Annotated in this window: 24 protein-coding genes; 14 read left to right on the top strand and 10 right to left on the bottom strand. The window is 73.3% G+C overall.

Going from position 1 to position 21,289, the window contains the following annotated elements; all coding sequences use genetic code 11:
* Window positions 1-54: 54 nt before the first annotated feature.
* Together WIS52_RS14225 and mca are read right to left on the bottom strand one after the other, a co-directional pair.
* Window positions 55-345 (bottom strand): hypothetical protein, encoded by a 291-nt coding sequence (locus WIS52_RS14225; RefSeq protein WP_349298700.1) that lies wholly within the window; start codon window positions 343-345, stop codon window positions 55-57.
* A gap of 131 nt (window positions 346-476) precedes the next feature.
* Window positions 477-1,409 carry a mycothiol conjugate amidase Mca gene (mca, locus tag WIS52_RS14230; RefSeq protein ID WP_349298701.1) on the bottom strand — a complete coding sequence of 311 codons (933 nt, stop codon included), beginning with the start codon at window positions 1,407-1,409 and terminating at the stop codon, window positions 477-479.
* A 506-nt stretch (window positions 1,410-1,915) separates the two neighbouring features.
* On the opposite strand from mca, the gene greA reads away from it, so the two are divergent.
* Window positions 1,916-2,404, top strand: coding sequence for a transcription elongation factor GreA (greA, locus tag WIS52_RS14235; protein WP_349298702.1), 489 nt, complete (start codon window positions 1,916-1,918; stop codon window positions 2,402-2,404).
* Window positions 2,405-2,477: 73 nt separating this feature from the next.
* On the opposite strand, the gene ilvA is transcribed toward greA, so the two are convergent.
* Window positions 2,478-3,719: a threonine ammonia-lyase gene (ilvA, locus tag WIS52_RS14240; protein ID WP_349298703.1), complete on the bottom strand. Its 1,242-nt coding sequence runs from the start codon at window positions 3,717-3,719 to the stop codon at window positions 2,478-2,480.
* Window positions 3,720-3,812: 93 nt separating this feature from the next.
* Between ilvA and WIS52_RS14245 the strand changes: the two genes are divergently transcribed.
* Window positions 3,813-4,040 carry a hypothetical protein gene (locus tag WIS52_RS14245; protein WP_349298704.1) on the top strand — a complete coding sequence of 76 codons (228 nt, stop codon included), beginning with the start codon at window positions 3,813-3,815 and terminating at the stop codon, window positions 4,038-4,040.
* A gap of 4 nt (window positions 4,041-4,044) precedes the next feature.
* Here the strand turns inward: WIS52_RS14245 and WIS52_RS14250 are convergent, their stop codons facing one another.
* A complete protein-coding gene (locus WIS52_RS14250) occupies window positions 4,045-5,190 on the bottom strand; it encodes a cystathionine gamma-synthase (RefSeq protein ID WP_349298705.1) in 1,146 nt (381 codons plus the stop codon).
* 49 nt (window positions 5,191-5,239) lie between these two features.
* On the bottom strand, window positions 5,240-6,607 hold the full coding sequence (locus tag WIS52_RS14255; RefSeq protein ID WP_349298706.1) for a cystathionine beta-synthase: 1,368 nt from the start codon (window positions 6,605-6,607) through the stop codon (window positions 5,240-5,242).
* 177 nt (window positions 6,608-6,784) lie between these two features.
* On the opposite strand from WIS52_RS14255, the gene WIS52_RS14260 reads away from it, so the two are divergent.
* On the top strand, window positions 6,785-8,005 hold the full coding sequence (locus WIS52_RS14260; RefSeq protein WP_349298707.1) for an acetyl-CoA C-acetyltransferase: 1,221 nt from the start codon (window positions 6,785-6,787) through the stop codon (window positions 8,003-8,005).
* Window positions 8,006-8,011: 6 nt separating this feature from the next.
* On the opposite strand, the gene WIS52_RS14265 is transcribed toward WIS52_RS14260, so the two are convergent.
* From WIS52_RS14265 to WIS52_RS14275, 3 genes are all read right to left on the bottom strand, one after another.
* Window positions 8,012-8,461: a hypothetical protein gene (locus tag WIS52_RS14265; protein ID WP_349298708.1), complete on the bottom strand. Its 450-nt coding sequence runs from the start codon at window positions 8,459-8,461 to the stop codon at window positions 8,012-8,014.
* Between the two features lie 81 nt (window positions 8,462-8,542).
* A complete protein-coding gene (locus WIS52_RS14270; RefSeq protein ID WP_349298709.1) occupies window positions 8,543-9,355 on the bottom strand; it encodes a Bax inhibitor-1/YccA family protein in 813 nt (270 codons plus the stop codon).
* 157 nt (window positions 9,356-9,512) lie between these two features.
* Window positions 9,513-9,863 (bottom strand): hypothetical protein, encoded by a 351-nt coding sequence (locus WIS52_RS14275; RefSeq protein WP_349298710.1) that lies wholly within the window; start codon window positions 9,861-9,863, stop codon window positions 9,513-9,515.
* A gap of 173 nt (window positions 9,864-10,036) precedes the next feature.
* Between WIS52_RS14275 and WIS52_RS14280 the strand changes: the two genes are divergently transcribed.
* Together WIS52_RS14280 and WIS52_RS14285 are read left to right on the top strand one after the other, a co-directional pair.
* Window positions 10,037-10,261 (top strand): hypothetical protein, encoded by a 225-nt coding sequence (locus tag WIS52_RS14280; RefSeq protein ID WP_349298711.1) that lies wholly within the window; start codon window positions 10,037-10,039, stop codon window positions 10,259-10,261.
* Window positions 10,262-10,762: 501 nt separating this feature from the next.
* Window positions 10,763-10,990 carry a DUF397 domain-containing protein gene (locus WIS52_RS14285; RefSeq protein ID WP_349298712.1) on the top strand — a complete coding sequence of 76 codons (228 nt, stop codon included), beginning with the start codon at window positions 10,763-10,765 and terminating at the stop codon, window positions 10,988-10,990.
* Between the two features lie 29 nt (window positions 10,991-11,019).
* Here the strand turns inward: WIS52_RS14285 and WIS52_RS14290 are convergent, their stop codons facing one another.
* On the bottom strand, window positions 11,020-12,072 hold the full coding sequence (locus WIS52_RS14290) for an NAD(P)H-dependent flavin oxidoreductase (protein ID WP_349298713.1): 1,053 nt from the start codon (window positions 12,070-12,072) through the stop codon (window positions 11,020-11,022).
* A gap of 120 nt (window positions 12,073-12,192) precedes the next feature.
* Between WIS52_RS14290 and prcB the strand changes: the two genes are divergently transcribed.
* The gene (gene prcB, locus WIS52_RS14295; RefSeq protein ID WP_349298714.1) at window positions 12,193-12,975 is read left to right on the top strand and encodes a proteasome subunit beta; all 783 of its coding nucleotides are present in this window, start codon (window positions 12,193-12,195) and stop codon (window positions 12,973-12,975) included.
* A gap of 18 nt (window positions 12,976-12,993) precedes the next feature.
* On the opposite strand, the gene WIS52_RS14300 is transcribed toward prcB, so the two are convergent.
* Window positions 12,994-13,209, bottom strand: coding sequence for a hypothetical protein (locus WIS52_RS14300; RefSeq protein ID WP_349298715.1), 216 nt, complete (start codon window positions 13,207-13,209; stop codon window positions 12,994-12,996).
* An 85-nt stretch (window positions 13,210-13,294) separates the two neighbouring features.
* Between WIS52_RS14300 and WIS52_RS14305 the strand changes: the two genes are divergently transcribed.
* The 8 genes from WIS52_RS14305 to WIS52_RS14340 all read left to right on the top strand — a co-directional run bounded on the left by WIS52_RS14305 (window position 13,295) and on the right by WIS52_RS14340 (window position 21,276).
* Window positions 13,295-13,867, top strand: a complete 573-nt coding sequence (locus tag WIS52_RS14305; RefSeq protein WP_349298716.1) for a TetR/AcrR family transcriptional regulator — start codon at window positions 13,295-13,297, stop codon at window positions 13,865-13,867.
* A 171-nt stretch (window positions 13,868-14,038) separates the two neighbouring features.
* Window positions 14,039-15,085 (top strand): Ldh family oxidoreductase, encoded by a 1,047-nt coding sequence (locus WIS52_RS14310; protein WP_349298717.1) that lies wholly within the window; start codon window positions 14,039-14,041, stop codon window positions 15,083-15,085.
* A 28-nt stretch (window positions 15,086-15,113) separates the two neighbouring features.
* On the top strand, window positions 15,114-16,160 hold the full coding sequence (dctP, locus tag WIS52_RS14315; RefSeq protein ID WP_349298718.1) for a TRAP transporter substrate-binding protein DctP: 1,047 nt from the start codon (window positions 15,114-15,116) through the stop codon (window positions 16,158-16,160).
* The gene (locus WIS52_RS14320) at window positions 16,157-16,747 is read left to right on the top strand and encodes a TRAP transporter small permease (protein WP_349298719.1); all 591 of its coding nucleotides are present in this window, start codon (window positions 16,157-16,159) and stop codon (window positions 16,745-16,747) included. Before dctP ends, WIS52_RS14320 begins: the two co-directional genes overlap by 4 nt.
* A complete protein-coding gene (locus WIS52_RS14325; protein WP_349298720.1) occupies window positions 16,744-18,027 on the top strand; it encodes a TRAP transporter large permease in 1,284 nt (427 codons plus the stop codon). The genes WIS52_RS14320 and WIS52_RS14325 overlap by 4 nt, the downstream gene beginning before the upstream one ends.
* Window positions 18,028-18,048: 21 nt before the next feature.
* On the top strand, window positions 18,049-19,392 hold the full coding sequence (locus tag WIS52_RS14330) for an enolase C-terminal domain-like protein (RefSeq protein WP_349298721.1): 1,344 nt from the start codon (window positions 18,049-18,051) through the stop codon (window positions 19,390-19,392).
* Window positions 19,389-20,552: a fumarylacetoacetate hydrolase family protein gene (locus WIS52_RS14335; protein ID WP_349298722.1), complete on the top strand. Its 1,164-nt coding sequence runs from the start codon at window positions 19,389-19,391 to the stop codon at window positions 20,550-20,552. Before WIS52_RS14330 ends, WIS52_RS14335 begins: the two co-directional genes overlap by 4 nt.
* 16 nt (window positions 20,553-20,568) lie before the next feature.
* Complete coding sequence (locus WIS52_RS14340) at window positions 20,569-21,276, top strand: GntR family transcriptional regulator (protein ID WP_349298723.1); 708 nt, start codon at window positions 20,569-20,571, stop codon at window positions 21,274-21,276.
* Window positions 21,277-21,289 lie beyond the last annotated feature (13 nt).

Consider the following 21,289-nt stretch of genomic DNA (forward strand, 5'->3'; position numbering starts at 1 on the left):
CCGACGGTCGGGACGGGACCAGCGGAGTGCAGGAGAGGGGGCGGTGGGGGCCCGTCAGGTGTCGCGCGAGCCCGAGTCGGCCTTCTTCGCGCCGTCCTCCGGCCCGTCGACGGCCGGATCGTCGTCGACGGGCCGGTCGTCGAAGGACTGCGGCAGCCGCTTGATCCGCTTGCTCATGTTGTGGATGAGGAAGGCCGTGGCCAGCATCAGCACCAGGACGAGCGCCAGGCCCACGGGCGCGGCGCTGCCCCACTCCGGCAGCTGCCCCTGCGGGGGCTCGGGGTTCTGCGCGGGAACCAGCCCGATCGTCGACACCGTTTCGATCAGCACCGTCTCGATCAGCACCGCCGACCGCCTCCGAACCTCGTTCCCTGGCCCCGCGGGTCGCCGCCGGGGCCGGAGCACAGGCTACCCGCGCAGGGCGGACGCCCTCGAGCACAGGGCGGACGCCCTCATCCGGCGCAGGGCGGACGCCCTCACCCGGCGCGGCGCTCCTGGGCGGTCCCCACCGCGATCCCGGCGAACAGGTCGTTCTCCGGGGTGCTCGTCTCCACCAGCGAGTGCACGAGCTCGTAGTCCTCGGTGGGCCAGACCCGGGCCTGCACCTCCAGCGGGGTGAAGAAGAACCGGCTGTTCGGGTCGATCTGGGTGGCGTGTGCGCGCAACGCGTCGTCGCGACGGCCGAACCAGTCCGCGCAGACGACCTTCGTCGTGACCCGGGTCCCGGGATCCGGACGGTCGCTGGTCCAGTTCTCCAGCCACTCGGCGTACGGCGACTCCTGCCCGGACTCCAGGATCGCGTGGTGGAACGCCTCCAGGCGGGCCTTCGAGAAGCCGTGCCCGTAGTAGAGCTTGAGCGGCTGCCACGGCGCGCCCGCCTCCGGGAACCGCGCCGGGTCCCCGGCCGCCTCCCAGGCCGCCATCGAGATGACGTGGGTGCGGATGTGGTCGGGGTGCGGGTAGCCGCCGTTCTCGTCGTAGGTGACGATCACGTGCGGACGGAACTCGCGGATCACCCTGACCAGGGCGGCCGTCTGTTCCTCGACGTCACCGGTGGCGAAGCAGCCCTGCGGCAGCGGCGGCTTCGGGTCCCCCTCGGGCAGGCCGGAGTCGACGAACCCGAGCCAGACGTGCTGCACGCCGAGGATCTCCGCCGCCTTCGCCATCTCGGCGTTCCGGACGGCGGTCATGTTCTCCAGCACGTCCGGCCGCTCCATGGCCGGGTTGAGGATGCTGCCGCGCTCGCCCCCGGTACAGGTCACGACCATGACCTCGTGACCCTCGTCGGAGTAGCGGGCGGTGGTGGCGGCGCCCTTCGAGGACTCGTCGTCCGGGTGGGCGTGCACCGTCATCAGCCGCGGGAGCTCGCCGGCGGCGAGCACGTGCGGGGCCGGGGGCTGGATGGTCATCGGGGCGGGTTCCTCCACGGTCACCGGACTCGGGTCCCGCGCTCCACGGCGTGGCCCCGGAGCGCGGGCGGCGAGATCGTGCGTCGGGACCGATCCTGGCAGAGGCCACCGACAACGACCGTTCCGACTCTCGCCGCAGGAGGTGCAACAGCACCGGCGAACCGGCTGTTCCCTGTGCTGGTACGGCCGTACCGGAATGGCCGCCCCGCGTCGCGGCGGACGGTTCGTCTCCGGTTCGGAAGTGTCGGGCGGACGGAATCGACATGCCCTCTCACCTGCGAAGATCCGTGGATCGGGAACTCGCGTACAGGGTCGCCCGTTCATCGAATGGCTGCGACGAGCGGCGCGCATCGTGCTAAGGTGGCTCACACACGGCCCGCCAGCGGGTCGTGTTTTTCCTTACTCGGGGCGTGCCGTCGGGTGCTGCCACCCCCGTGTGTGCCCGCCGGCGCCGGTGACGCGCCCCGGCGGCGACACGTCCTGTATTCCTGGAGGAGTTGATGACGGTGACGGACACCCAGGCGACCTGGTTGACCCAGGAGGCCTTCGACCGGCTGAAGACCGAGCTGGACGGGCTGATCGCGAACCGGCCCGTCATCGCCGCGGAGATCAACGCCCGCCGCGAGGAGGGCGACCTGAAGGAGAACGGCGGCTACCACGCCGCCCGCGAGGAGCAGGGCCAGCAGGAGGCCCGGATCCGCCAGCTGCAGGAGCTGCTGCGCACCGCCCAGGTCGGCACCGCGCCCACCAGCGCCGACGAGGCCACCCCGGGCACCGTCCTCGAGATCAAGTACGAGGACGACGAGGACACGGAGAAGGTCCTGCTCGGCTCCCGCGAGGAGGGCAGCCACGGCGACCTGCAGGTCATCTCGCCGAACTCCCCGCTCGGTGCCGCGCTGCTCGGCGCGAAGCCGGGCGACACCCGCGAGTACCAGCTGCCCGACGGAGGCAGCATGAAGGTCAGCCTGGTCGGGGTCGAGGCCTTCCAGGGCTGACGAGCTCACCAGACACCCGCACGGGCCCGGCCGGATCGGCCGGGCCCGTTCCGTCGTGGTGTCGACGGCGCGCTCAGGCCACCGCGTGGCCGGCCGCGCGCAGGCCCTCGACGATCACGTCCCGGTGCTCGGACCCGCGGGTCTCCAGGCTCAGCTCGACGTCGACCTCGCCGACCGGCAGCGCGCCGCTGATCCGTGAGTGCGCCACGTCGGTGACGTTCGCGCCGAGCGAGCCGACCCGGGACAGCAGCTCGGCCAGCGCCCCGGGCCGGTCCTGGACCTGCACGTGCAGGGTCAGGTAGCGCGACGACGCGACCAGGCTCTGCCGGACGACCTGCAGCAGCACCAGCGGGTCGACGTTCCCGCCGGACAGCACCGCGACGACCGGGCCGGGCCACCGGCCGGGATGCTCCATCAACGCCGCGATCGGGGCCGCGCCGGCCGGCTCGACGACGAGCTTCGCCCGTTCCAGGCAGTGCACCAGCGCCCCGGACAGGGCGTCCTCGGACACCGTGACGAGCTCGTCGACCAGCCCGGCGACCTGCGGGAAGGTGATCTCCCCCGGTCGCCCGACGGCGATCCCGTCGGCCATCGTGCGCATGGCGGCCAGCGGCATCGGCCGTCCGGCGGCCAGCGACGACGGCCAGGCCGCCGCACCGGCCGCCTGGACCCCGACGATCCGGGTGGCCGGCCGGTGCTCGCGCAGCACGGCGGCGATCCCGCCGAGCAGCCCACCGCCGCCGGCCGAGACGAGCACGGTGCCGACGTCGGGGACCTGGTCCAGGATCTCGAGGCCGACCGTGCCCTGGCCGGCGATGACGTCCGGGTGGTCGAACGGGTGCACCAGCACCGCGCCGGTGTCGCGGGCCGCCGCCGTCGCGGCCTCGACCGCCTCGTCCACCGACTCCCCGGTGAGCACGACCTCGGCGCCGTAGCCGCGGGTGGCGTCGACCTTCGGCAGTGCCGCCCGCTCCGGCATGTAGACGGTGGCCCGCACGCCGAGCAGCCGGGCCGCGAGCGCGACGCCCTGGGCGTGGTTCCCGGCGCTGGCGGCGACGACGCCGCCGGCCCGCTCGCCGGGGGTGAGCCGGGCGATCCGGGTGTACGCGCCGCGGATCTTGAACGAGCCGGTGCGCTGCAGGTTCTCGCACTTGAGGTGGACCGGCGTGCCGGTCAGCTCGGAGAGCGCGCGGGCGCCGGCGACCGGGGTGGTGCGGACCACCCCCCGCAACAGCTCGCGGGCGGCGTTTACGTCGGCTGCGTTGACCGGTGGGACGAACGGCCGGGTGACGGGGGCGTCCGGTGGGGCGACCATCCGGGCAGTCTCGCACTCCCGCGGGTAACCTCGACGAGGTCTCACCGGGCGTGATCCGCTCATCACGCCCGGGTGTGGGGAGGGACTTCTCGAATGACCCGGCTGCGCACCACTGCGCCCCTGTTGCTGGCCGGCGCCCTGACGGCGCTCGCGGTGGCGACCGTGCAGGACGCGGGCTGCGACGAGCCGGGCCGCTACGAGCTGCGGCCCGACGGGACCTGGTCGCTGGTCGGCGGGTGCGTCGACCCGGCGGACCTGGTCATCCCGCCGGCGCCGGGAGATGGCACGCCGGTCCCCGGCCCCGAGGAGTCCCGGAGCTGAGTCCCTACCGCGCCGCGTCGAGCGCGGTGCGCAGGTCGTCGACCAGGTCGTCGGCGTCCTCGATGCCGACCGAGAGCCGCACCAGCGAGTCCGGGACCTCCAGCATCGAGCCCGCGGTCGACGCGTGGGTCATCTGCCCGGGGTGCTCGATCAGCGACTCGACCCCGCCGAGCGACTCGGCGAGGGTGAACAGCCGGGTCCCGGCGCAGATCCGCAGCGCCGCGTCCCGCCCACCGGCCGCGGTGAACGAGATCATCCCGCCGAACCGGCGCATCTGCTTGGCCGCGACCTCGTGGCCGGGGTGCTCGGGCAGGCCCGGGTAGAGAACCCCGGCCACGGCCGGGTGCGCGGTGAGCATCTCGACCACCCGCTCGGCGTTGTCGCAGTGCCGATCCATCCGCACCGCGAGGGTCTTCGCGCCGCGCAGGGTCAGCCAGGCGTCGAACGGGCCGGGCACCGACCCGACCGAGTTCTGGGTGAACGACACCTGCGCCGCGAGATCGTCGTCGTTGCACACCAGCGCGCCGCCGACGACGTCGGAGTGGCCGCCGACGTACTTGGTCGTCGAGTGCACGACGACGTCCGCGCCCAGCGCGAGCGGGGTCTGCAGGTAGGGCGAGGCGAAGGTGTTGTCGACGACCAGCCGGGCACCGGCCTCCCGCGCGACCCCGGCCAGCCCGGCGATGTCGGCGATGCCGAGCAGCGGGTTGGTCGGGGTCTCCGACCAGATCACCTTCGTCGTCGGCCGGACCGCCGCCCGGGCCGCGTCGAGGTCGCCCAGGTCGACCGGGGTGTAGGTGACCCCGAACCCGGACAGCACCTTGTCGACCAGGCGGAAGGTGCCCCCGTAGGCGTCGTGCGGGATGACCAGGTGGTCACCGGGGCGCAGCAGGATCCGCAGCAGGGTGTCGGTGGCGCCCATCCCCGAGCCGAACGCGTGCGCGTGCCAGCCCTCCTCGAGCGCCGCCAGGCACTCCTGCAACGCGGTGCGGGTGGGGTTGGCGCTGCGGGAGTACTCGTACCCGCCGCGCGTCCCCCCGACGCCGTCCTGGGCGTAGGTGGAGCTGGTGTGGATCGACGTGGTGACGGCCCCGGTCGTCGGGTCCGGTTCCTGCCCGGCGTGGATCGCGCGCGTGGAGAAGCCCTGCATGGGCGCGAAGGCTACTCCCGGGCGGGTGGGGACCTGCGCAGTACGGCGCTCACCCGTTGCCGAGGAACGCGATGACGTCGGACCGGGTCACCACCCCGGCCGGCTTGCCGTCCATCAGCACCAGCGCGGCATCGGCCTTGGCGAAGGCCTCCATCGCGTCGTGCAGCGGCTCGCCGGCGCCCAGGGTGGGCAGCGGCGCGGACATGTGGTGCTCCAGCCGGTCGGCGAGCTGCGCCCGGCCGGTGAACAGCGCGTCCAGCAGGTCCCGTTCGATCACCGCACCGGCGACCTCGGCCGCCATCACCGGCGGCTCGGCCTTCACGACCGGCATCTGGGAGACGCCGAACTCGCGCAGGTACAGCGCCGCGTCGGCGACCGTCTCGTTCGGGTGCGCGTGCACCAGCGCCGGGATCGAGCCGTCCTTGCGGCGCAGCACGTCGCCGATGGTGGCGCCCTCCGACGGCGGCAGGAAGCCGTAGCTGGCCATCCAGCGGTCGTTGAAGACCTTGCCCAGGTAGCCGCGGCCGCCGTCGGGCAGCAGCACGACGACCACCGCGTCGGCCGGGAGCCGGCTCGCGACCTCCAGCGCGCCGACCACGGCCATCCCGCAGGAACCGCCGACCAGCAGCGCCTCCTCGCGGGCCAGCCGGCGGGTCATGTGGAACGAGTCGCCGTCGGAGACGGCGACGATCTCGTCGCAGACCTCCCGGTCGTAGGTGGTCGGCCAGAAGTCCTCGCCGACGCCCTCGACCAGGTACGGACGCCCGGTGCCGCCGGAGTACACCGAGCCCTCCGGGTCGGCGCCGATGATCTGCACCTTCCCGCCGGAGACCTCCTTGAGGTAGCGGCCGATCCCGGAGATCGTCCCGCCGGTGCCGATGCCGGCGACGAAGTGGGTGATCTTCCCCTCGGTCTGCTCCCAGATCTCCGGGCCGGTGGAGTGGTAGTGCGACTCGGGGTTGGCCGGGTTGGCGTACTGGTTCGGCTTCCAGGCCCCCTCGATCTCGGAGACCAGCCGGTCCGAGGTGCGGTAGTAGGAGTCCGGGTGGTCCGGCTCGACCGCCGTCGGGCACACGACGACCTCGGCGCCGTAGGCCTTGAGCACGTTGCGCTTGTCCTCGCCGACCTTGTCCGGGCAGACGAACACGCACTGGTAGCCCTTGCGCTGGGCCACCATCGCCAGCCCGACACCGGTGTTGCCCGAGGTGGGCTCGACGATCGTGCCGCCCGGCCGCAGCTCGCCGGAGGCCTCGGCGGCCTCCACCATCCGCAGGGCGATGCGGTCCTTCACCGAACCGCCCGGGTTCAGGTACTCGACCTTGGCCAGGACCGGCGGCGCGATGCCCTCGGCCACCGCCCCCAGCCGCACGAGCGGGGTGTTCCCGACCAGGTCGACGACGTGCTCGACGTAGCGCATGTGCGCATCCTCGCACCGGTCGTCGCCGCCCGACGGTGCGCATCCCCGCATCCGGTGTCCACCATCGGACGACGAGCCGGTCCCGCCGCCCCTGACGACTTCGTCACGCACGACCGGAATCGCGCCTACCGCTGAGTAGTGTCGCCCGGACACATCCTGCGATGGAGGAGGACGTCGATGCCCGAAGCCGTGATCGTCGCCGCGGCCCGGTCCCCGATCGGCCGCGCGAACAAGGGCTCGCTGGCCGGCATGCGCCCGGACGACCTGACCGTGCAGATGGTGCGCGCGGCGCTGGACCAGGTTCCGGCCCTGGACCCCGCCGAGATCGACGACCTGATGCTCGGCTGCGGGCTGCCCGGCGGTGAGCAGGGACACAACCTCGCCCGGATCGTCGCGATCCAGCTGGGCTACGACGGGCTCCCCGGCACGACGGTCAACCGGTACTGTTCGTCGTCACTGCAGACGACCCGGATGGCGCTGCACGCCATCAAGGCGGGCGAGGGCGACGTGTTCGTCTCGGCCGGCGTGGAGACGGTGTCCCGGTTCGGGAAAGGCACCTCGGACTCGCTGCCGGACACCCGTAACCCGCTGTTCGCCGAGGCCGAGGCCCGCACCGCCGAGACCGCGGAGACCGGCGCCGGCTCCTGGACCGACCCGCGCGAGAAGGACCTGCTGCCCGACGCCTACATCGCGATGGGCCAGACCGCCGAGAACCTGGCCCTGCACAAGAACGTCTCCCGCGAGGACATGGACCGGTTCGCGGTGCGCTCGCAGAACCGGGCCGAGGCCGCGATCGCCGACGGCTTCTTCGCCCGCGAGATCGCGCCGGTGACGCTGCCCGACGGCTCGGTCGTCGACACCGACGACGGGCCCCGGCCGGGCACCACCTACGAGAAGGTCTCCGAGCTCAAGCCGGTCTTCCGGCCGGACGGCCGGATCACCGCCGGCAACGCCTGTCCGCTGAACGACGGCGCGGCGGCGCTGGTGATCATGTCCGACACGAGGGCCGAGCAGCTGGGGATCACCCCGCTGGCCCGGGTCGTCTCGACCGGCGTCACCGGGCTGTCCCCGGAGATCATGGGCTACGGGCCGGTCGAGGCCTCGACGCAGGCACTGGCCCGGGCCGGGCTGACCATCGACGACATCGACCTGGTCGAGATCAACGAGGCGTTCGCGGCGCAGGTCCTGCCCAGCGCCCGCGACCTGGGCATCGACGAGGAGAAGCTGAACGTGCACGGCGGTGCGATCGCGCTCGGCCACCCGTTCGGCATGACCGGCGCCCGGATCACCGCCACCCTGCTCAACGGCCTGCGCGCCCGCGACGGCCGCTACGGGCTGGAGACGATGTGCGTCGGCGGTGGACAGGGCATGGCGATGGTGCTGGAGCGCCTGTCGTAACGGGTCTCAGGCGGCGGCCGGGGGCGGGTCGATCCTGATCCCGGCCGCCTCGAGCTCGGCCTCGGTGCGCAACCGGGCCAGGTCGCGGTCGGCGTCCAGCGCCCCCGCGGTGCCCCCGCGCTCGACGTAGGGCCGCAGCGGCGGGTCCTCGACGCCGGCCGCCCGGCAGGTGGCGAGCAGCACGTCGTCGTAGGCGGCCAGGACCGCGACCCGCTGTGTACGGGTGTGCGGGGGCGGGCCGCGCCGCTGCCGGTCCAGCCGGCGCAGGTCGGCGACGAGCCGTTCCAGCGGCGGGCCGGTCGGCGCGGGCGGCGGTGGACGGCGCCGCCGGTACGCCTCGGCGATCCGCCGGACGACCCCGGGCACGCGCAACAACAGCCACAGCAGTACCGCGGGACCCAGTGCGATGGCCGCGAAGACGGCGACCCCGGCCGCGACCGGGTCGTTCCCGGGCACAGGAGAGACGGTACCGGAGAAATACGACGACGACGCCGCGGGCACCGGAGGCGGTGTCCGCGGCGTCGTCGTCTTCTCGGATCAGTCGCCGCGCAGGTAGCTGAGCAGGCGCAGGATCTCGATGTAGAGCCAGACCAGGGTGGTCATCAGGCCGAACGCGATGTACCAGGAGTACTTCTCCGGGACACCGGCCTTGACGGCGTTGTCGGCCGCGTCGAAGTCCATCAGCAGGCTGAACGCGGCGACGCCGATCACGACGATGCTGAACAGGATGGCCAGCGGACCACCGTCACGGAGACCGAAGCCGCCCTCGGTGAAGAAGCTCGCGACCAGGTTCGAGATCATCAGGACGACGACGCCGATCATCGCGCCCATCATCCACTTCTGGAACCTGGGCGTGACCTTGACGGCGCCGGTCTTGTAGACGACCAGCATGCCGAAAAAGACACCCGCGGTACCGATGAGCGCCTGGAAGGCGATCCCCGGGTACATGGCGTTGATCGGCGCGGTGATGCCGCCGAGCGCGACACCCATGGCACCGGAGTAGGTCAGCGTCAGCGGTGCGCTGGGCTTCTGCTTGAAGATGACGATCAGCGCCACCACGATGCCGACGACGAACGCCGGCAGCGCCAGCCAGGTCATCCCCGACATCACGGTCAGCAGGCCGGCGACGAGCGCGAGACCACCGCTGATCGCGGTCTTCTGGACGATGTCGTCGACCGTGATCGGGCGCCCGGTCTCCTGGACCTGGTTCGGGTCGACACTCGACGTCTGGGAGCCGGCGTAGGCGGAAGCTCCGCCCATCATGCCGCCTCCCGAGCTGCCGAACGTGGCGTAGCCGCCCTGCCCCTGGGTGGGCAGGTTGCGGAACGCCGGGTTGCTCGTGGAGCGCACCTGGATCCTCCTCGGCGGAACGTGTGCGGGGCTCACCCTCGGCAAGCCCTCGCAGTATGGCAACGCCACGGGGCCGCCAGGGGTTCCCGCCGGTAAAAGAAAATTTACCGCCTACTCCTCCCGCGGGGACAGACCGGTGGCGAAGATCGCGTCCGGGTCAGCGACCGGAGCGGCTCACCTGGGGCATCCCGCGGGTGGGCGGCAGCGGCTCGTCCCGCACGGCCGGGATCTCCGGCGTGGTCATCTCCGGCCTGGTCATCTCCGGCGTGGTCGTGTCCGGCGTGGTCGTGTCCGGCGTGGTCGTATCCGGCGCAGCACCGGTGCGGGCGTCGCCGGCTCCGAGCGGGGCCTGACCACGCAGCTCGGACCGGATGTGCGCGGGCCAGCGCCCGACCGCGGCGAACACCGCCCGCAGGCCCCGGCGCCCGGCCGGGACGGCGAGCAGGACGACCAGCAGCAGTGCGACGGCGACAGCGGTGGTAACCGCGCCCGAACCCGGAGCGAACACGGGTCCACCTCCTCGTTGCCCGGGCGACCGGCGGGGGCACCGGACGCTCCTCCGGAGATCAACGAGCGGACGTCGCCGGGGTCACCCTCGCGCGCCGGGCGGGACGGGCGGCGCCGTACTAGATTGCGCGGGCCGCCCCCGGTCGACACCGGGTCGCCGAGAGGAGTCCGAGGATGTGGGCACTGCTGTCCCGTCACCTGCGGGTCTGGCTGCTGCTGGCCGTGGGGGCACCGCTGCTCGCCTGGGTCCTCGGGCGGATCGGTGAGGCGATCGAGCGCCGGCGTGGGCCGAACGTGCTGAGCCGGTCGGCCCAGGCCGGCCGGCGCTTCCTGGAACGCCGCACCCGTGGCCCGCTGCGCCGCCGCGAGCAGCCCGACCCCGACCGGCTGGCCCGCTGACCCGGATCGCGAGCGGGGGCCCGGATCGCCGGCGGGCCGGATCGGGTCAGGCGGGAAGGCCGCGCCACAGCCCCGGACGCCGGCTGCGCCGGTCCCGCTGGGCCGTGACGACGGCCGAGGGGGCCAGCTGCACGCACCGCCCGCACGGAGCACCGTCGGCCTCCACGAGCGGCGCCGGGGCCACCAGGTGCCCGCAGAGCGCGGCGAAGCGCCCGGTGTGCGACGCGTGCGGAGCACACAGTTCCGTGTCAGTTACTTTGTGTGCACGGTTGTCGATGACCGACGTCAATGTGAGGACGTCGGGTTCGTCGGCCCGACTACTCCGCCCGGTCGTCACGACGAGGACCCACGGGAAGCAGATCGGTGCGTCGTCCGGCACATCCTGGAGTCTCCTTCGCACTGGCTAGTCTCCATCGTCGCGAATGCCGGTTGCGGATGCAAGATCAGATGCACAGTCGACCGACACTCTCCGCAGTCGATTCGTCCACATCGGAGGTCCGGATGTCTCACCCGAACGGAACCCGCGCGGCCGAACTGGGCCCGGTGCGGTGGCGGCGGGCGACCGGCGGCGGCGCTCCCGGCCTGGAGTTCGCCGTGCTGGACGACGGGCAGGTGGCCGTCCGCAGCGGTGCGGACCCCGACGGCCCGGTGCTCGTCTACACCCCGGAGGAGATCTCCGCGTTCGTCGACGGCGCCAAGAAGGGCGAGTTCGACGACATGGTCGAGTAGCGGGCGGCGCCTGCTCCTCAGGAAAGGACTCAGGGGAGGAGCGCGCCGGCCTCCCGCCACATCCGCGCCACGACCTCACGGGCCGGATCGGCCGTCGCCCGTCCCGCCGCCTGACCGGCCCAGTGGTTGACCCGGTCCACCGCGCCCGGCTCGCCGGCCCGGTAGCGGGCGACCAGGCGTCGCTGCTGTGGGTAGGGCGCCGGGTCCGGCGCGTGCGGGTCGTCCCAGGCCCGGACGTAGCCGGTCGGCACCGCACGGGCCGGCCGCCCGGTGTAGGCGCGGGTCAGCACCGGCCGCTCCGGCGGGAGACCGTCCAGCGACGCCGCCCAGCCGTCGTCCACCCCGGCCTCGGGGGTGCGCAGCAACGTCGTCCCGATCTGGACGGCGCTCGCCCCGAGGGTCAGCGCCGCGGCCAGCGCCCGCCCGTCGGCGACCCCGCCGGCGGCGACGACCGGGATCGACAGCGCGTCGGCCAGCGCCGGGACGAGGGCGAACGTCCCCACTCCGGTCCGCGTGGCGAGGCCCGGGTCCGCCGTGCCGCGGTGCCCGCCCGCCTCGATCCCCTGCGCGACGACGGCGTCGGCACCCGCCCGCTGCGCGGCGAGCGCCTCGTCGAGCGTGGTGGCGCAGGCGAACCAGGCGACGCCGGCGTCGTGCAGCGCTGTGACGAAGGCCTCGTCGAACAGGCCCATGATCGACGACGCGACCGTGGGGCGGGCGTCGAGCACCGCCTGCTGCTGGGCCGCGTACTCCGGTCCCGCGCCCGCGGTGTCCGTCGCGCGTCCGCCGAGCCGATCCAGGAACGCGGCGACCGCCCGCTCGTCACCGGACTCCGCGGGTGGGTCGGGGACCCACAGGTTGAGCTGGAACGGCGCGTCGCCGGCGAGATCGCGGAACCGGCGGGCCCAGGACGCGATGGTCTCCGGCGGGTCGTTGACCACGCCCGCGGCGCCCATCCCGCCCGCGGCGACGACCTCGGCCGCCAGCTCCGGCGGGCAGGCGCCGGCCATCGGCGCCTCCAGGACGGGCGCCCCCAGCCCGTACCGCTCGCAGAAGTCCCGGGCCCGTGCGCGCGCATCCACCCGCCCAGTGTGCGCGCCCCGGGATCTCGCCGGGCGGCCGCGCGCTGGACCGCGGGCGCCGGGGAGGGAAGGATCGGTCTCCGACCACCGGCGACGGCCCCGAAGGAGCACGCTCCCCGCATGTCTTTCCTGGACCACCTGCGCGCGCACGCACCCGAGGCGCTGCCGGCCGCGCTCCCCCGCGACCCGGCCCAGCGGGTACGGACCGACCTGCGCACCCCGCACGGCACGACGATCGTCGCGCTGACCTTCGACGGCGGGGTGCTGCTCGCCGGGGACCGCCGCGCGACGCAGGGGAACGTGATCGCGCAGAAGGACCTGGTGAAGGTGGTCGTGCTGGACGCGACGTCGGCCGCCGGGTTCGCCGGGTCGGTCGGGCACGCGCTGCGGATGCTCGAGCTCTTCGCCGCCGAGGTGGAGCAGTACGAGAAGATCGAGGGCGCCCCGATCAGCCAGGACGGCAAGATCCGCCGGCTGTCCGCGGTGGTCCGGGAGAACCTGCCCGCGGCGATGGAGGGCTTCGTCGCGCTGCCGCTCTACGTCGACTACGACCCGGCCGACCCCGACCCGGGCCGGATCGTCACCTTCGATGCCTCCGGCAGCATCGCCCGCGACCGGTCCGGCTACGCGAGCATCGGATCGGGCTCGTGGTTCGCCGAGGCGGCGCTGAAGAAGCGGCACTCCCCCGGCGTCGACCGGGACGGCGCGGTCTCGCTGGCCGTCAACGCGCTGTGGGACGCCGCCGACGACGACACCGCCACCGGTGGGCCGGACCTGACGCGGTCGATCTTCCCGAACGTCATCACGGTGACCGCCGAGGGCGCGGCGGAGGTGCCGGAGTCCGAGGTGCGGGCCGCGACCGAGCGGATGCTCGCGGAGCGGGCGGAACGCCCCGGGGGCTGAGGCGGCACCGGGGCGGGCTCACCCGCCGTCGCGCTCCCGGCGGTGCAGCACCGCGAGAAGCGCCACCGCGACCACGAGCACCAGCACCGGGTAGAGCCACGGCACCGGCGGTTCCGCACCGACGACGAATCGCCACAGGCCGATCCGGCCGGTGACCAGGTACTGGACCAGCGGGAGCACGCCCAGCGTGATCCCGACGAAACCGACCGCACCCTGCAGCGCTCTGGCGTCCACGATGTCTCCCTTCGTTGCAATGCGATCGCATCGCAACACTCGGTCCCGGTTCTTGTCAATGCGATCGCATTGCTACGGTGCGGCCATGCCCCGATCCGCCGACCACACGGCCCGCCGCGCGGAGATCGCCGACGCGGTGCTCGCGCTCGTCGCCCGGGCCGGCACCGAGGGGGTGTCGCTGCGCTCGGTGGCCGCCGAGGCGGGCGTCTCGATGGGCCGGGTGCAGCACTACTTCACCGGGAAGGACGAGCTGCTGCTGCACGCCCTCGCGCGCTCGCACCAGCGGATGGAGACACGGATCGAGACCCGGGCGACGGCGACGGGCGGGACCGACCGCGACGTCCTCGCGACGATCCTCGACGAGCTCCTCGGTGAGCATCCGGAGACCCGGGACGCGATCCGGATCCACGCCGCGTTCGCGACCCGGGAGGTCGACGAGCGCGCCCGGGCGATCCTGACCGACGGGGACGACGAGATCCTCGCCCTGGCCGTCTCCGTCGTGCGTGCCGCCGGTTCCCCGGACCCGGACACCGACGGCTACGCGCTGATGATGCTGACCTCGGGCCTGAGTCACGACGTCGTCCTGCACGGGGCCCCGCTCGACCGCGCCCGCCGGACGTTGCGCGCCGCGCTGGACCGGCTCGCCCCGGTGTCGTGAACGGCGGCGCCGTGACCGCCGACCGGACCGTCGTGGGGCCGGTGGTCGCGGGAACCCTCGTCTGGTGCCTCCGGCTCACCCGGTACCGCTACCGCCCACGCTGATCGTCCCTTGCCGCCCGGCGGGTCCGGCCTATACGTTCGGTCCGGTTCCTATAGGGAAGGTGCGACGATGCGTCCTGTTCCCGACGTGGTCGACTTCGGCCGGCGCGCGCTGGCCGCCGTCGGCGTGTCCGACCACGACGCCGGGCTCGTCGCCGACTCCCTGGTGGCCGCCGACCGTCGCGGCATCGGATCGCACGGGATGCTGCGTCTCCCGATCTACGTCGAGGCGCTGCGCGCGGGCGGGATCGCGGCGACGCCGGACCTGCGCTGGACCGCCGGGCACGGCGCCACCGCCGTCCTCGACGCCGGCGGCGGACTCGGCCAGGTCGCGATGGCCGCCGCGGTCGACCGGGCCGACCGGCTCGCCGACCAGCACGGGGTCGCCGTCGTCGCCGTCCAGAACAGTGCGCACTACGGCGCGGGTGCCTACTGGACCGACCGGCTCACCGACCGCGGCATGGTCGGCCTGCTCACCTCGACCACCGGACCGTCCGTCGCTCCCTTCGGCGGGGCCCGCCCACTGCTCGGGACCAACCCGCTGACCGTCGCCGTCCCGAGCGCCGGGGCACATCCGCTCACCGTCGACATGGCCACCAGCACCGGCGCCTACGGCAAGATCGTCGCCGCTCGCAACGAGGGCGAGCCGATCCCCGAGGGCTGGGCGGTCGACGCCGACGGCGTGCCGACCACCGACCCCGCCGCGGCCCTGAGCGGGGCGCTGCTGCCGTTCGGTGGAGCGAAGGGCTCCGGGCTCGCGGTCCTGCTCGAGGCGCTGGCCGCGTCGCTGAGCACCGCCGGGTACGCCCACGAGACCGTCGACATCTGGGCCGACCCGAGCTCGCGGATGAACGCGGGCCACCTGCTCGTCGCGATCGACACCGCCGCCTTCACCGGGCGGGAACACACCGAGGCGCGTGTCGCGGGCCTGCAGTCCGCGGTGCGCGCCACCGCGCCACCCGGCGGGACCGTGCACGCGCCCGGCGATCCCGAGCGTGCCCGCGCCGGCGCGGCCACCGACGTCGTCGCCCTGAGCGACTCGACCGCCGACGCGCTGGACGGACTCGCCGACACGCTCGGACTGGACCGGCTGCAGCGCTGGCACCACCACCCCTGACGGACAACGGAGTTCGGAGGAGCACCACATGGTCGAACGGGACACCGGCCCACCGGGGCCGCGCAGGAACCGGCGGGGACGGGTGGTGGCCGCGCTGGCGGCACTGCTGCTCCTGGCGGGCTGCGGGTTCGGCGGGCGGATCGACGCCTCGGAGATCCCCACCGCGCCGGGCGAGCCGGGCGACACCGTGCTCCGGCTGGCCAACGCCTACGAGTCCGTCCACCCGGTCAACGCCTGCGGCGTCCCGGCCATGCAGGAGGTGCTGCTCGGCAGCGGCATCACCGTCGAGGCCTACCCGTCGGCCCAGCTCGGCACCGAGGCCGAGTCGCTCGAGCAGGTCGCCGCGGGCGGGCTGGACCTCACCATCGCCGGTCCGTCCTTCCTCGGCGTCTGGCACGACCCGGCCGCCGTGCTCGACGCCGCGTACCTGTTCGACACCGTCGAGGGGTTCACCGCCGCCGTCGAGGGGGACGTGATCGCCGGCGTGCACGAGGACTTCCGTGAGCGCAGCGGGATGCGGGTGCTCTCGAGCATCTACTACGGCACCCGGCACACGACCTCGAACCGGCCGATCAGCGCACCCGCCGACTTCGCGGGCCTGAAGCTGCGGACCCCGGACGCGCCGCTCTATCTGATCAACACCGCGGTGATGGGCGGCACCGCGACGCCGATGGCACTCGGCGAGGTCTACCTCGCCCTGCAGCAGGGCACGCTCGACGCCCAGGAGAACCCGGTCCCGACGATCGCCTCCGCAGGCTTCGACGAGGTCCAGCAGTACCTGAACCTCACCGGGCACATCGTGCAGGCCGTCCACCTGGTGACCAACGACGAGATCAACTCCGCGCTCGACCCCGAGCAGCGCGACCGGCTCGACGAGGCCGCGGCCGCCGGGAGCGCGGCGACCCGGGAGTGCGTCCTGCGCGAGGAGCGGGAGCAGGTCGAGGCCTGGCAGCAGGACGGTTCGATCACGGTCAACCCGGTCGACACCGCCGCGTTCGCCCGGCAGGCGCACGAACAGATCCCGGAGCGGGTCGCGTGGGGCGACCTCTACACCGAGCTGCGGGAGGAGCGATGACCGCGAGCGCCCACCCGCCGGAGACCGAGGACGCTCCCGAGGCACCCGACCTCCTGGAACGGAACAGCCGCGCCTACCGGTTGCTGGTGAACGTCGAACGAGCCGTGGCGTGCGCGCTGCTGCTCGGCGTGCTCGCCGCGGTGCTGCTGCAGGTCGTCACCCGCTACGTGTTCGGCACGCCGCTGAGCTGGACCGAGGAGATCGCCCGCTTCCTGCTCGTCTGGCTGACCTTCGTCGCGGCGGGCTACGTGATGTCCCGGAGGCTGCACATCGTGGTCGACCTTCTGGTGGACCGGCTCGGCGCCCGCGGGTCGCGGGCGGTCGACGTGTTCGCCGCCCTCGTCGTCCTCGTCACGTCCGCGACGATGGCGATCGCCGGCGCGGGCTTCGCGGCGGGCAGCGTCGCGCTGCTGGCTCCGGCCACGTCGCTGCCGCTGACCGTCGTGTACTCCGCGGCCGTCGCCGGGTTCGGGCTGCTGTTCCTGCACGGCGTGCTCAACACCTGGCTCGCGATCCGTCACCCGGAGGAGATGCCCGGCGCCGTCGACACCCTCACCGCCGGCACCACCGGAAGGAACGCGCCGTGACCCTCGCCCTGATGATCATCGCGCTGGTCCTGCTCCTGCTGCTGCGCGTCCCGGTGGCGCTCGCGTTGCTGGTGCCCTCTCTGGTCTACGTGCTCCTGGACCCGACGGCCTCGCTCGGCATCGCGGTGCAGCAGACGATCTCCGGCGTCAACAGTTTCCCGATCCTCGCCGTCCCGATGTTCATCCTGCTCGGGAACCTGGCGAACGCCTCGGGCATCACCGACCGGATCTTCGACGCCGCCACCGCGCTGCTCGGCCGGATCCGCGGGGGACTCGCCTACGTCAACATCGCCTCCAGCTTCGGGTTCTCCTGGATGAGCGGGGCCGCGATCGCCGACGCGGCCGCGATGGGGCGGGTGCAGGTCCCGGCGATGGTGTCCCGCGGGTACCCGCGGGCGTTCAGCGTCGGGTTGACCGGCGCGTCCTCGCTGATCGCCCCGCTGATCCCGCCGAGCATCCCGGCGATCATCTACGCGGTCACCGCCGGAGTGTCGGTCGGCGCGCTGTTCATGACCGGGATCGTGCCGGCGGTGCTGCTCATCATCGCGCTGTGCGCGACGTCGTGGTGGATCCTGCGGAAGCGCAGCGACCTGCGGGAACCGGGAGTCCCGTGGTCGGAGCGCGGGCGCGCGGCGCTGGGCGCGCTGCCGGCGGCGGGCGCCGCGGTGATCATCCTCGGCGGGATCCTGTCCGGCATCTTCACGCCGACCGAGGCGTCCGGCGTCGGCGTGCTCTACCTGCTGGTGCTCGCGCTGGTCTACCGGTCGCTGGACTGGCGGCGGGCCTACCGGACGCTGCTGCAGACCGTCGAGACCTCGGGGTCGGTCCTGGTCATCGTCGCGTCGGCGGCGTTGTTCGGCTGGGTGCTGGCCCGGGAACGCGCGCCACAGCTCGCCGCCGAACTGATCTTCACGCTGACCGACCACCCGATCGTCTTCCTGATCCTGGTCAACCTGCTGCTGTTCGTCGTCGGCGCGATCCTCGAGCCGACCGCCGCGATCCTGATCCTGGTCCCGGTGCTCGCCCCGGTGGCGGTGATCTTCGGGATCGACCCGCTGCACTTCGCCGCTGTGGTGATCTTCAACCTGATGGTCGGGCTGCTGACGCCACCGATCGGGCTGGTGCTGTTCGTACTGGCCGGTGTCACCCGCACACCGATCCCGACGATCATCCGCGGGCTGCTGCCGTTCTACGGGGCGATGGTCGTGGTGCTGGCGATCATCACCTTCTTCCCGGTGCTCACCACCTGGCTGCCCGCCGTACTCGGCTTCGTCGAATAGCCCTCTCCAGAAAGGACACCCATGCCCGTCGTCACGTCCGTCCGGACCCGGGACGTCCGGTTCCCGACGTCCATCGACCTCGACGGTTCCGACGCGGTCAACGTCGACCCCGACTACTCGGCCGCCTACGTCACCGTCACCCTCGACAGCGGCGAGGCCGGGCACGGCCTGGTCTTCACCGCCGGGCGCGGCAACGAGCTGGTCGTGCACGCGCTGCAGAGCTACGGCGCGCTGCTCGTCGGCCAGGACGTCGATCTCGACGACCTCGGCGCGGCGTCGCGGCGGCTGGTGCACGACTCACAGCTGCGCTGGCTCGGCCCGGAGAAGGGCGTCTCGCACATGGCCTGCGGCGGGCTGGTCAACGCGCTGTGGGACCTGAAGGCACGCCGGGCCGGACTGCCGCTGTGGGAGCTGCTGTCCACGATGGAGCCGGCCGGGCTGGTCGACGTCGTCGACTTCACCCACATCCGCGACGCGCTCACCCCCGAGGATGCCCTTGCTCTGCTCACCTCCGCGCGCCAGGGCCGTGACCAGCGGATATCGGAGCTCCGCCGGGACGGCTACGCCGCCTACACCACCTCGCCCGGCTGGCTCGGCTACAGCGACGAGAAGCTGGTCCGGCTCTGCCGGGAGGCCGTCGACGACGGCTTCGGACTGATCAAGCTGAAGGTCGGCGGCGATCCCGACGACGACCGGCGCCGGATGCGGCTGGCCCGCGAGGCGGTCGGCGACGACGTCCGGATCGCGGTGGACGCGAACCAGCGCTGGGAGGTCGACGAGGCGATCGAGCGGGTGAGCGCGCTCGCCGAGTACCGGCCGTGGTGGATCGAGGAGCCGACCAGCACCGACGACATCCTGGGGCACGCCCGGATCCGGCAGGGCGTCGCGCCGGTGAAGGTCGCGACCGGCGAGGCGGTCGCGAACCGGATCGTGTTCAAGCAGCTGCTGCAGGCCGGGGCGATCGACGTCATGCAGATCGACTCGACCCGGGTGGCCGGGGTGAACGAGAACGTCGCGAACATCCTGCTCGCCGCCCGCTTCGGCGTCCCGGTGTGCCCGCACGCCGGCGGGGTCGGGCTGTGCGAGCTGGTGCAGCACTTCTCGTTCTTCGACCACGCCGCGGTCAGCGGGACGACCGCGGACCGGGCGATCGAGTACGTCGACCACCTGCACGAGCACTTCGCCGACCCGGTCGTCGTCCGCGACGGGCGGTACCTCGCCCCCACCGCTCCCGGCAACGGGGCCCGGATGCACGAGGAGTCTCTCGACCGCTGGGAGTTCCCGGACGGGCCCGGGTGGCGCGAGCTCGCCGCGTCCGGCGCGCTGCACGCCGGCACCGGTCGCGACACGCGGGCGCTCACGTGACCGGGGTCCTGCCCGACGACGCCGTCGACGCCCTGCTGGTCGGACGGGTGTGGGACCCGGCCACCGGCGGTCCGCGCCCGGTCGGGGTGCGCGACGACGCCGTCGTCGACCTGTTCGACGCCGCACCCACCGTGTCGCGGCTGCTGGAGACCCCCGCCGCCGACGTCGCCGCCGCGGTCGCCGCCGGCCCGGCCCGCTGGGACCTCGACGAGATCCTGGAGGCGTCGGAGCGACGCCGGGGGGACGCGCCGCACCTGCTCGCCCCGGTCGACCTGCAGGCGGTCAAGGCCTGCGGGGTCACCTTCGCCGGGTCCATGGTGGAGCGGGTGATCGAGGAGCGGTGCGGCGGCGACCCGGCCCGCGCCGCGCAGGTGCGCGCGGAGGTCGACGACGCCCTCGGCGGTGTCGACATCGGACGGATCGTGCCGGGCTCCGACGACGCCGCACGGGTCAAGGAGGTGCTGCAGCAGCGCGGGCTGTGGTCGCAGTACCTGGAGGTCGGGATCGGCCCCGACCCGGAGGTGTTCACCAAGGCCCCGGTGCTGGCGTCGGTCGGGTACGGGATGCGGGTCGGGGTGCCGGAGTTCTCGACGTGGAACAACCCGGAGCCCGAGCTGGTGCTCGTCGTCGACTCCCGGGGACGCGCCCGCGGGGCGACGCTGGGCAACGACGTCAACCTGCGCGACGTCGAGGGCCGCAGCGCGCTGCTGCTCGGCATGGCCAAGGACAACAACGCCTCCAGCGCGCTCGGCCCGTTCGTGCGGCTCTTCGACGACCGATTCACCGCGGCCGACGCCGCCGCGATGCGCATCTCCCTGCGCGTCGAGGGCACCGACGGCTTCGTGCTCGACGACGTCAACGACGTCGCCCGGCTCAGCCGCACCTTCGAGCGCCTGATCGCCGCCGCGCACGGGGAGCACCACCAGTACCCGGACGGCTTCGTGCTCTACACCGGCACGCTGTTCACCCCCACGCAGGACCGCGGCGATCCGGGACTCGGGTTCACCCACCGGTCCGGTGACGTCGTCACGATCTCGAGCCCGCAGCTGGGGACGCTCGCGAACGAGGTCGCGCCGACCGGGACACTGTCCCCGTGGGAGTTCGGGATCGGTGCACTGGTCGACTACCTCGACCGGTGCCGGTCCGCCGCGCGGGCCTGATCGACCGGGGAACCGGATGACCGGGGAGCCGACCGCGGGCGGGACGACCGCCGCGGTCTACGAACGGATCCGCACGCTGATCCTGGAGAACCGGATCGCGCCGGGCGAGCGGATCAACCTCGACGCGCTCGCCCGCGAGCTGGGCGTCTCCCAGACCCCGGTCCGCGAGGCGATCCGGCTGCTGGAGGGCGACCACCTGGTGGTCCGGACGGCCGCGCGCGGCTACCGCACCACAGCCCTGCTCGACCTCGACGACCTGCGGGAGCTGTTCGAGTTCCGGCTGCTCGTCGACCTGTGGGCGGTCCGAGCCGCGGCCGTCAACCGGCTCGCCAACCCCGCCCACGACCTGGGACGGGAGGTCGACCGGTTCGAGGCCGAGGCGTCCGGTGTGGACGACGTCCGGCACCTGCTGCTCACCCACGACACCCGGTTCCACGGCACGATCCTGGCCGCGGTCGGCAACCGCGTGGCCCGGCAGGCCTACGACGGCACGCACGGCCACCTGCACGCGTTCCGGCTCTACTCCCCCGACACCGACGGGACCGCCACGGTCACCGAGCACCGGGAGATCCTGGCCGCGATCGCGGCCTGCGACGCCGACGCGGCCGAGGACGCGATGCGCCGGCACCTGGTGGCCGCGTTCCACCGGTTCGCCGGGGCCTTCGACGCGGGCCCGGGCTCGCCGGACGAGCTGCGGATGCCGGCCCGGCACGACCTGTTCTGAGGTCGTCCAGGTT

Origin of the sequence: Pseudonocardia nematodicida, assembly GCF_040105385.1 — a bacterium.
GTDB lineage: Bacteria > Actinomycetota > Actinomycetes > Mycobacteriales > Pseudonocardiaceae > Pseudonocardia > Pseudonocardia nematodicida.

Bases quoted from the DNA above. Each gene is read 5' to 3' on its own strand.
- dctP (WP_349298718.1), top strand. From the start codon at position 15,114: ATGGTCGAACGGGACACCGGCCCACCGGGGCCGCGCAGGAACCGGCGG.
- WIS52_RS14250 (WP_349298705.1), bottom strand. From the start codon at position 5,190: ATGCAGGGCTTCTCCACGCGCGCGATCCACGCCGGGCAGGAACCGGAC.
- WIS52_RS14255 (WP_349298706.1), bottom strand. From the start codon at position 6,607: ATGCGCTACGTCGAGCACGTCGTCGACCTGGTCGGGAACACCCCGCTC.
- WIS52_RS14305 (WP_349298716.1), top strand. From the start codon at position 13,295: ATGCCCCGATCCGCCGACCACACGGCCCGCCGCGCGGAGATCGCCGAC.
- WIS52_RS14280 (WP_349298711.1), top strand. From the start codon at position 10,037: ATGTGGGCACTGCTGTCCCGTCACCTGCGGGTCTGGCTGCTGCTGGCC.
- WIS52_RS14310 (WP_349298717.1), top strand. From the start codon at position 14,039: ATGCGTCCTGTTCCCGACGTGGTCGACTTCGGCCGGCGCGCGCTGGCC.
- WIS52_RS14245 (WP_349298704.1), top strand. From the start codon at position 3,813: ATGACCCGGCTGCGCACCACTGCGCCCCTGTTGCTGGCCGGCGCCCTG.
- WIS52_RS14320 (WP_349298719.1), top strand. From the start codon at position 16,157: ATGACCGCGAGCGCCCACCCGCCGGAGACCGAGGACGCTCCCGAGGCA.
- WIS52_RS14330 (WP_349298721.1), top strand. From the start codon at position 18,049: ATGCCCGTCGTCACGTCCGTCCGGACCCGGGACGTCCGGTTCCCGACG.
- WIS52_RS14260 (WP_349298707.1), top strand. From the start codon at position 6,785: ATGCCCGAAGCCGTGATCGTCGCCGCGGCCCGGTCCCCGATCGGCCGC.
- ilvA (WP_349298703.1), bottom strand. From the start codon at position 3,719: ATGGTCGCCCCACCGGACGCCCCCGTCACCCGGCCGTTCGTCCCACCG.
- mca (WP_349298701.1), bottom strand. From the start codon at position 1,409: ATGACCATCCAGCCCCCGGCCCCGCACGTGCTCGCCGCCGGCGAGCTC.
- WIS52_RS14340 (WP_349298723.1), top strand. From the start codon at position 20,569: ATGACCGGGGAGCCGACCGCGGGCGGGACGACCGCCGCGGTCTACGAA.
- prcB (WP_349298714.1), top strand. From the start codon at position 12,193: ATGTCTTTCCTGGACCACCTGCGCGCGCACGCACCCGAGGCGCTGCCG.
- WIS52_RS14285 (WP_349298712.1), top strand. From the start codon at position 10,763: ATGTCTCACCCGAACGGAACCCGCGCGGCCGAACTGGGCCCGGTGCGG.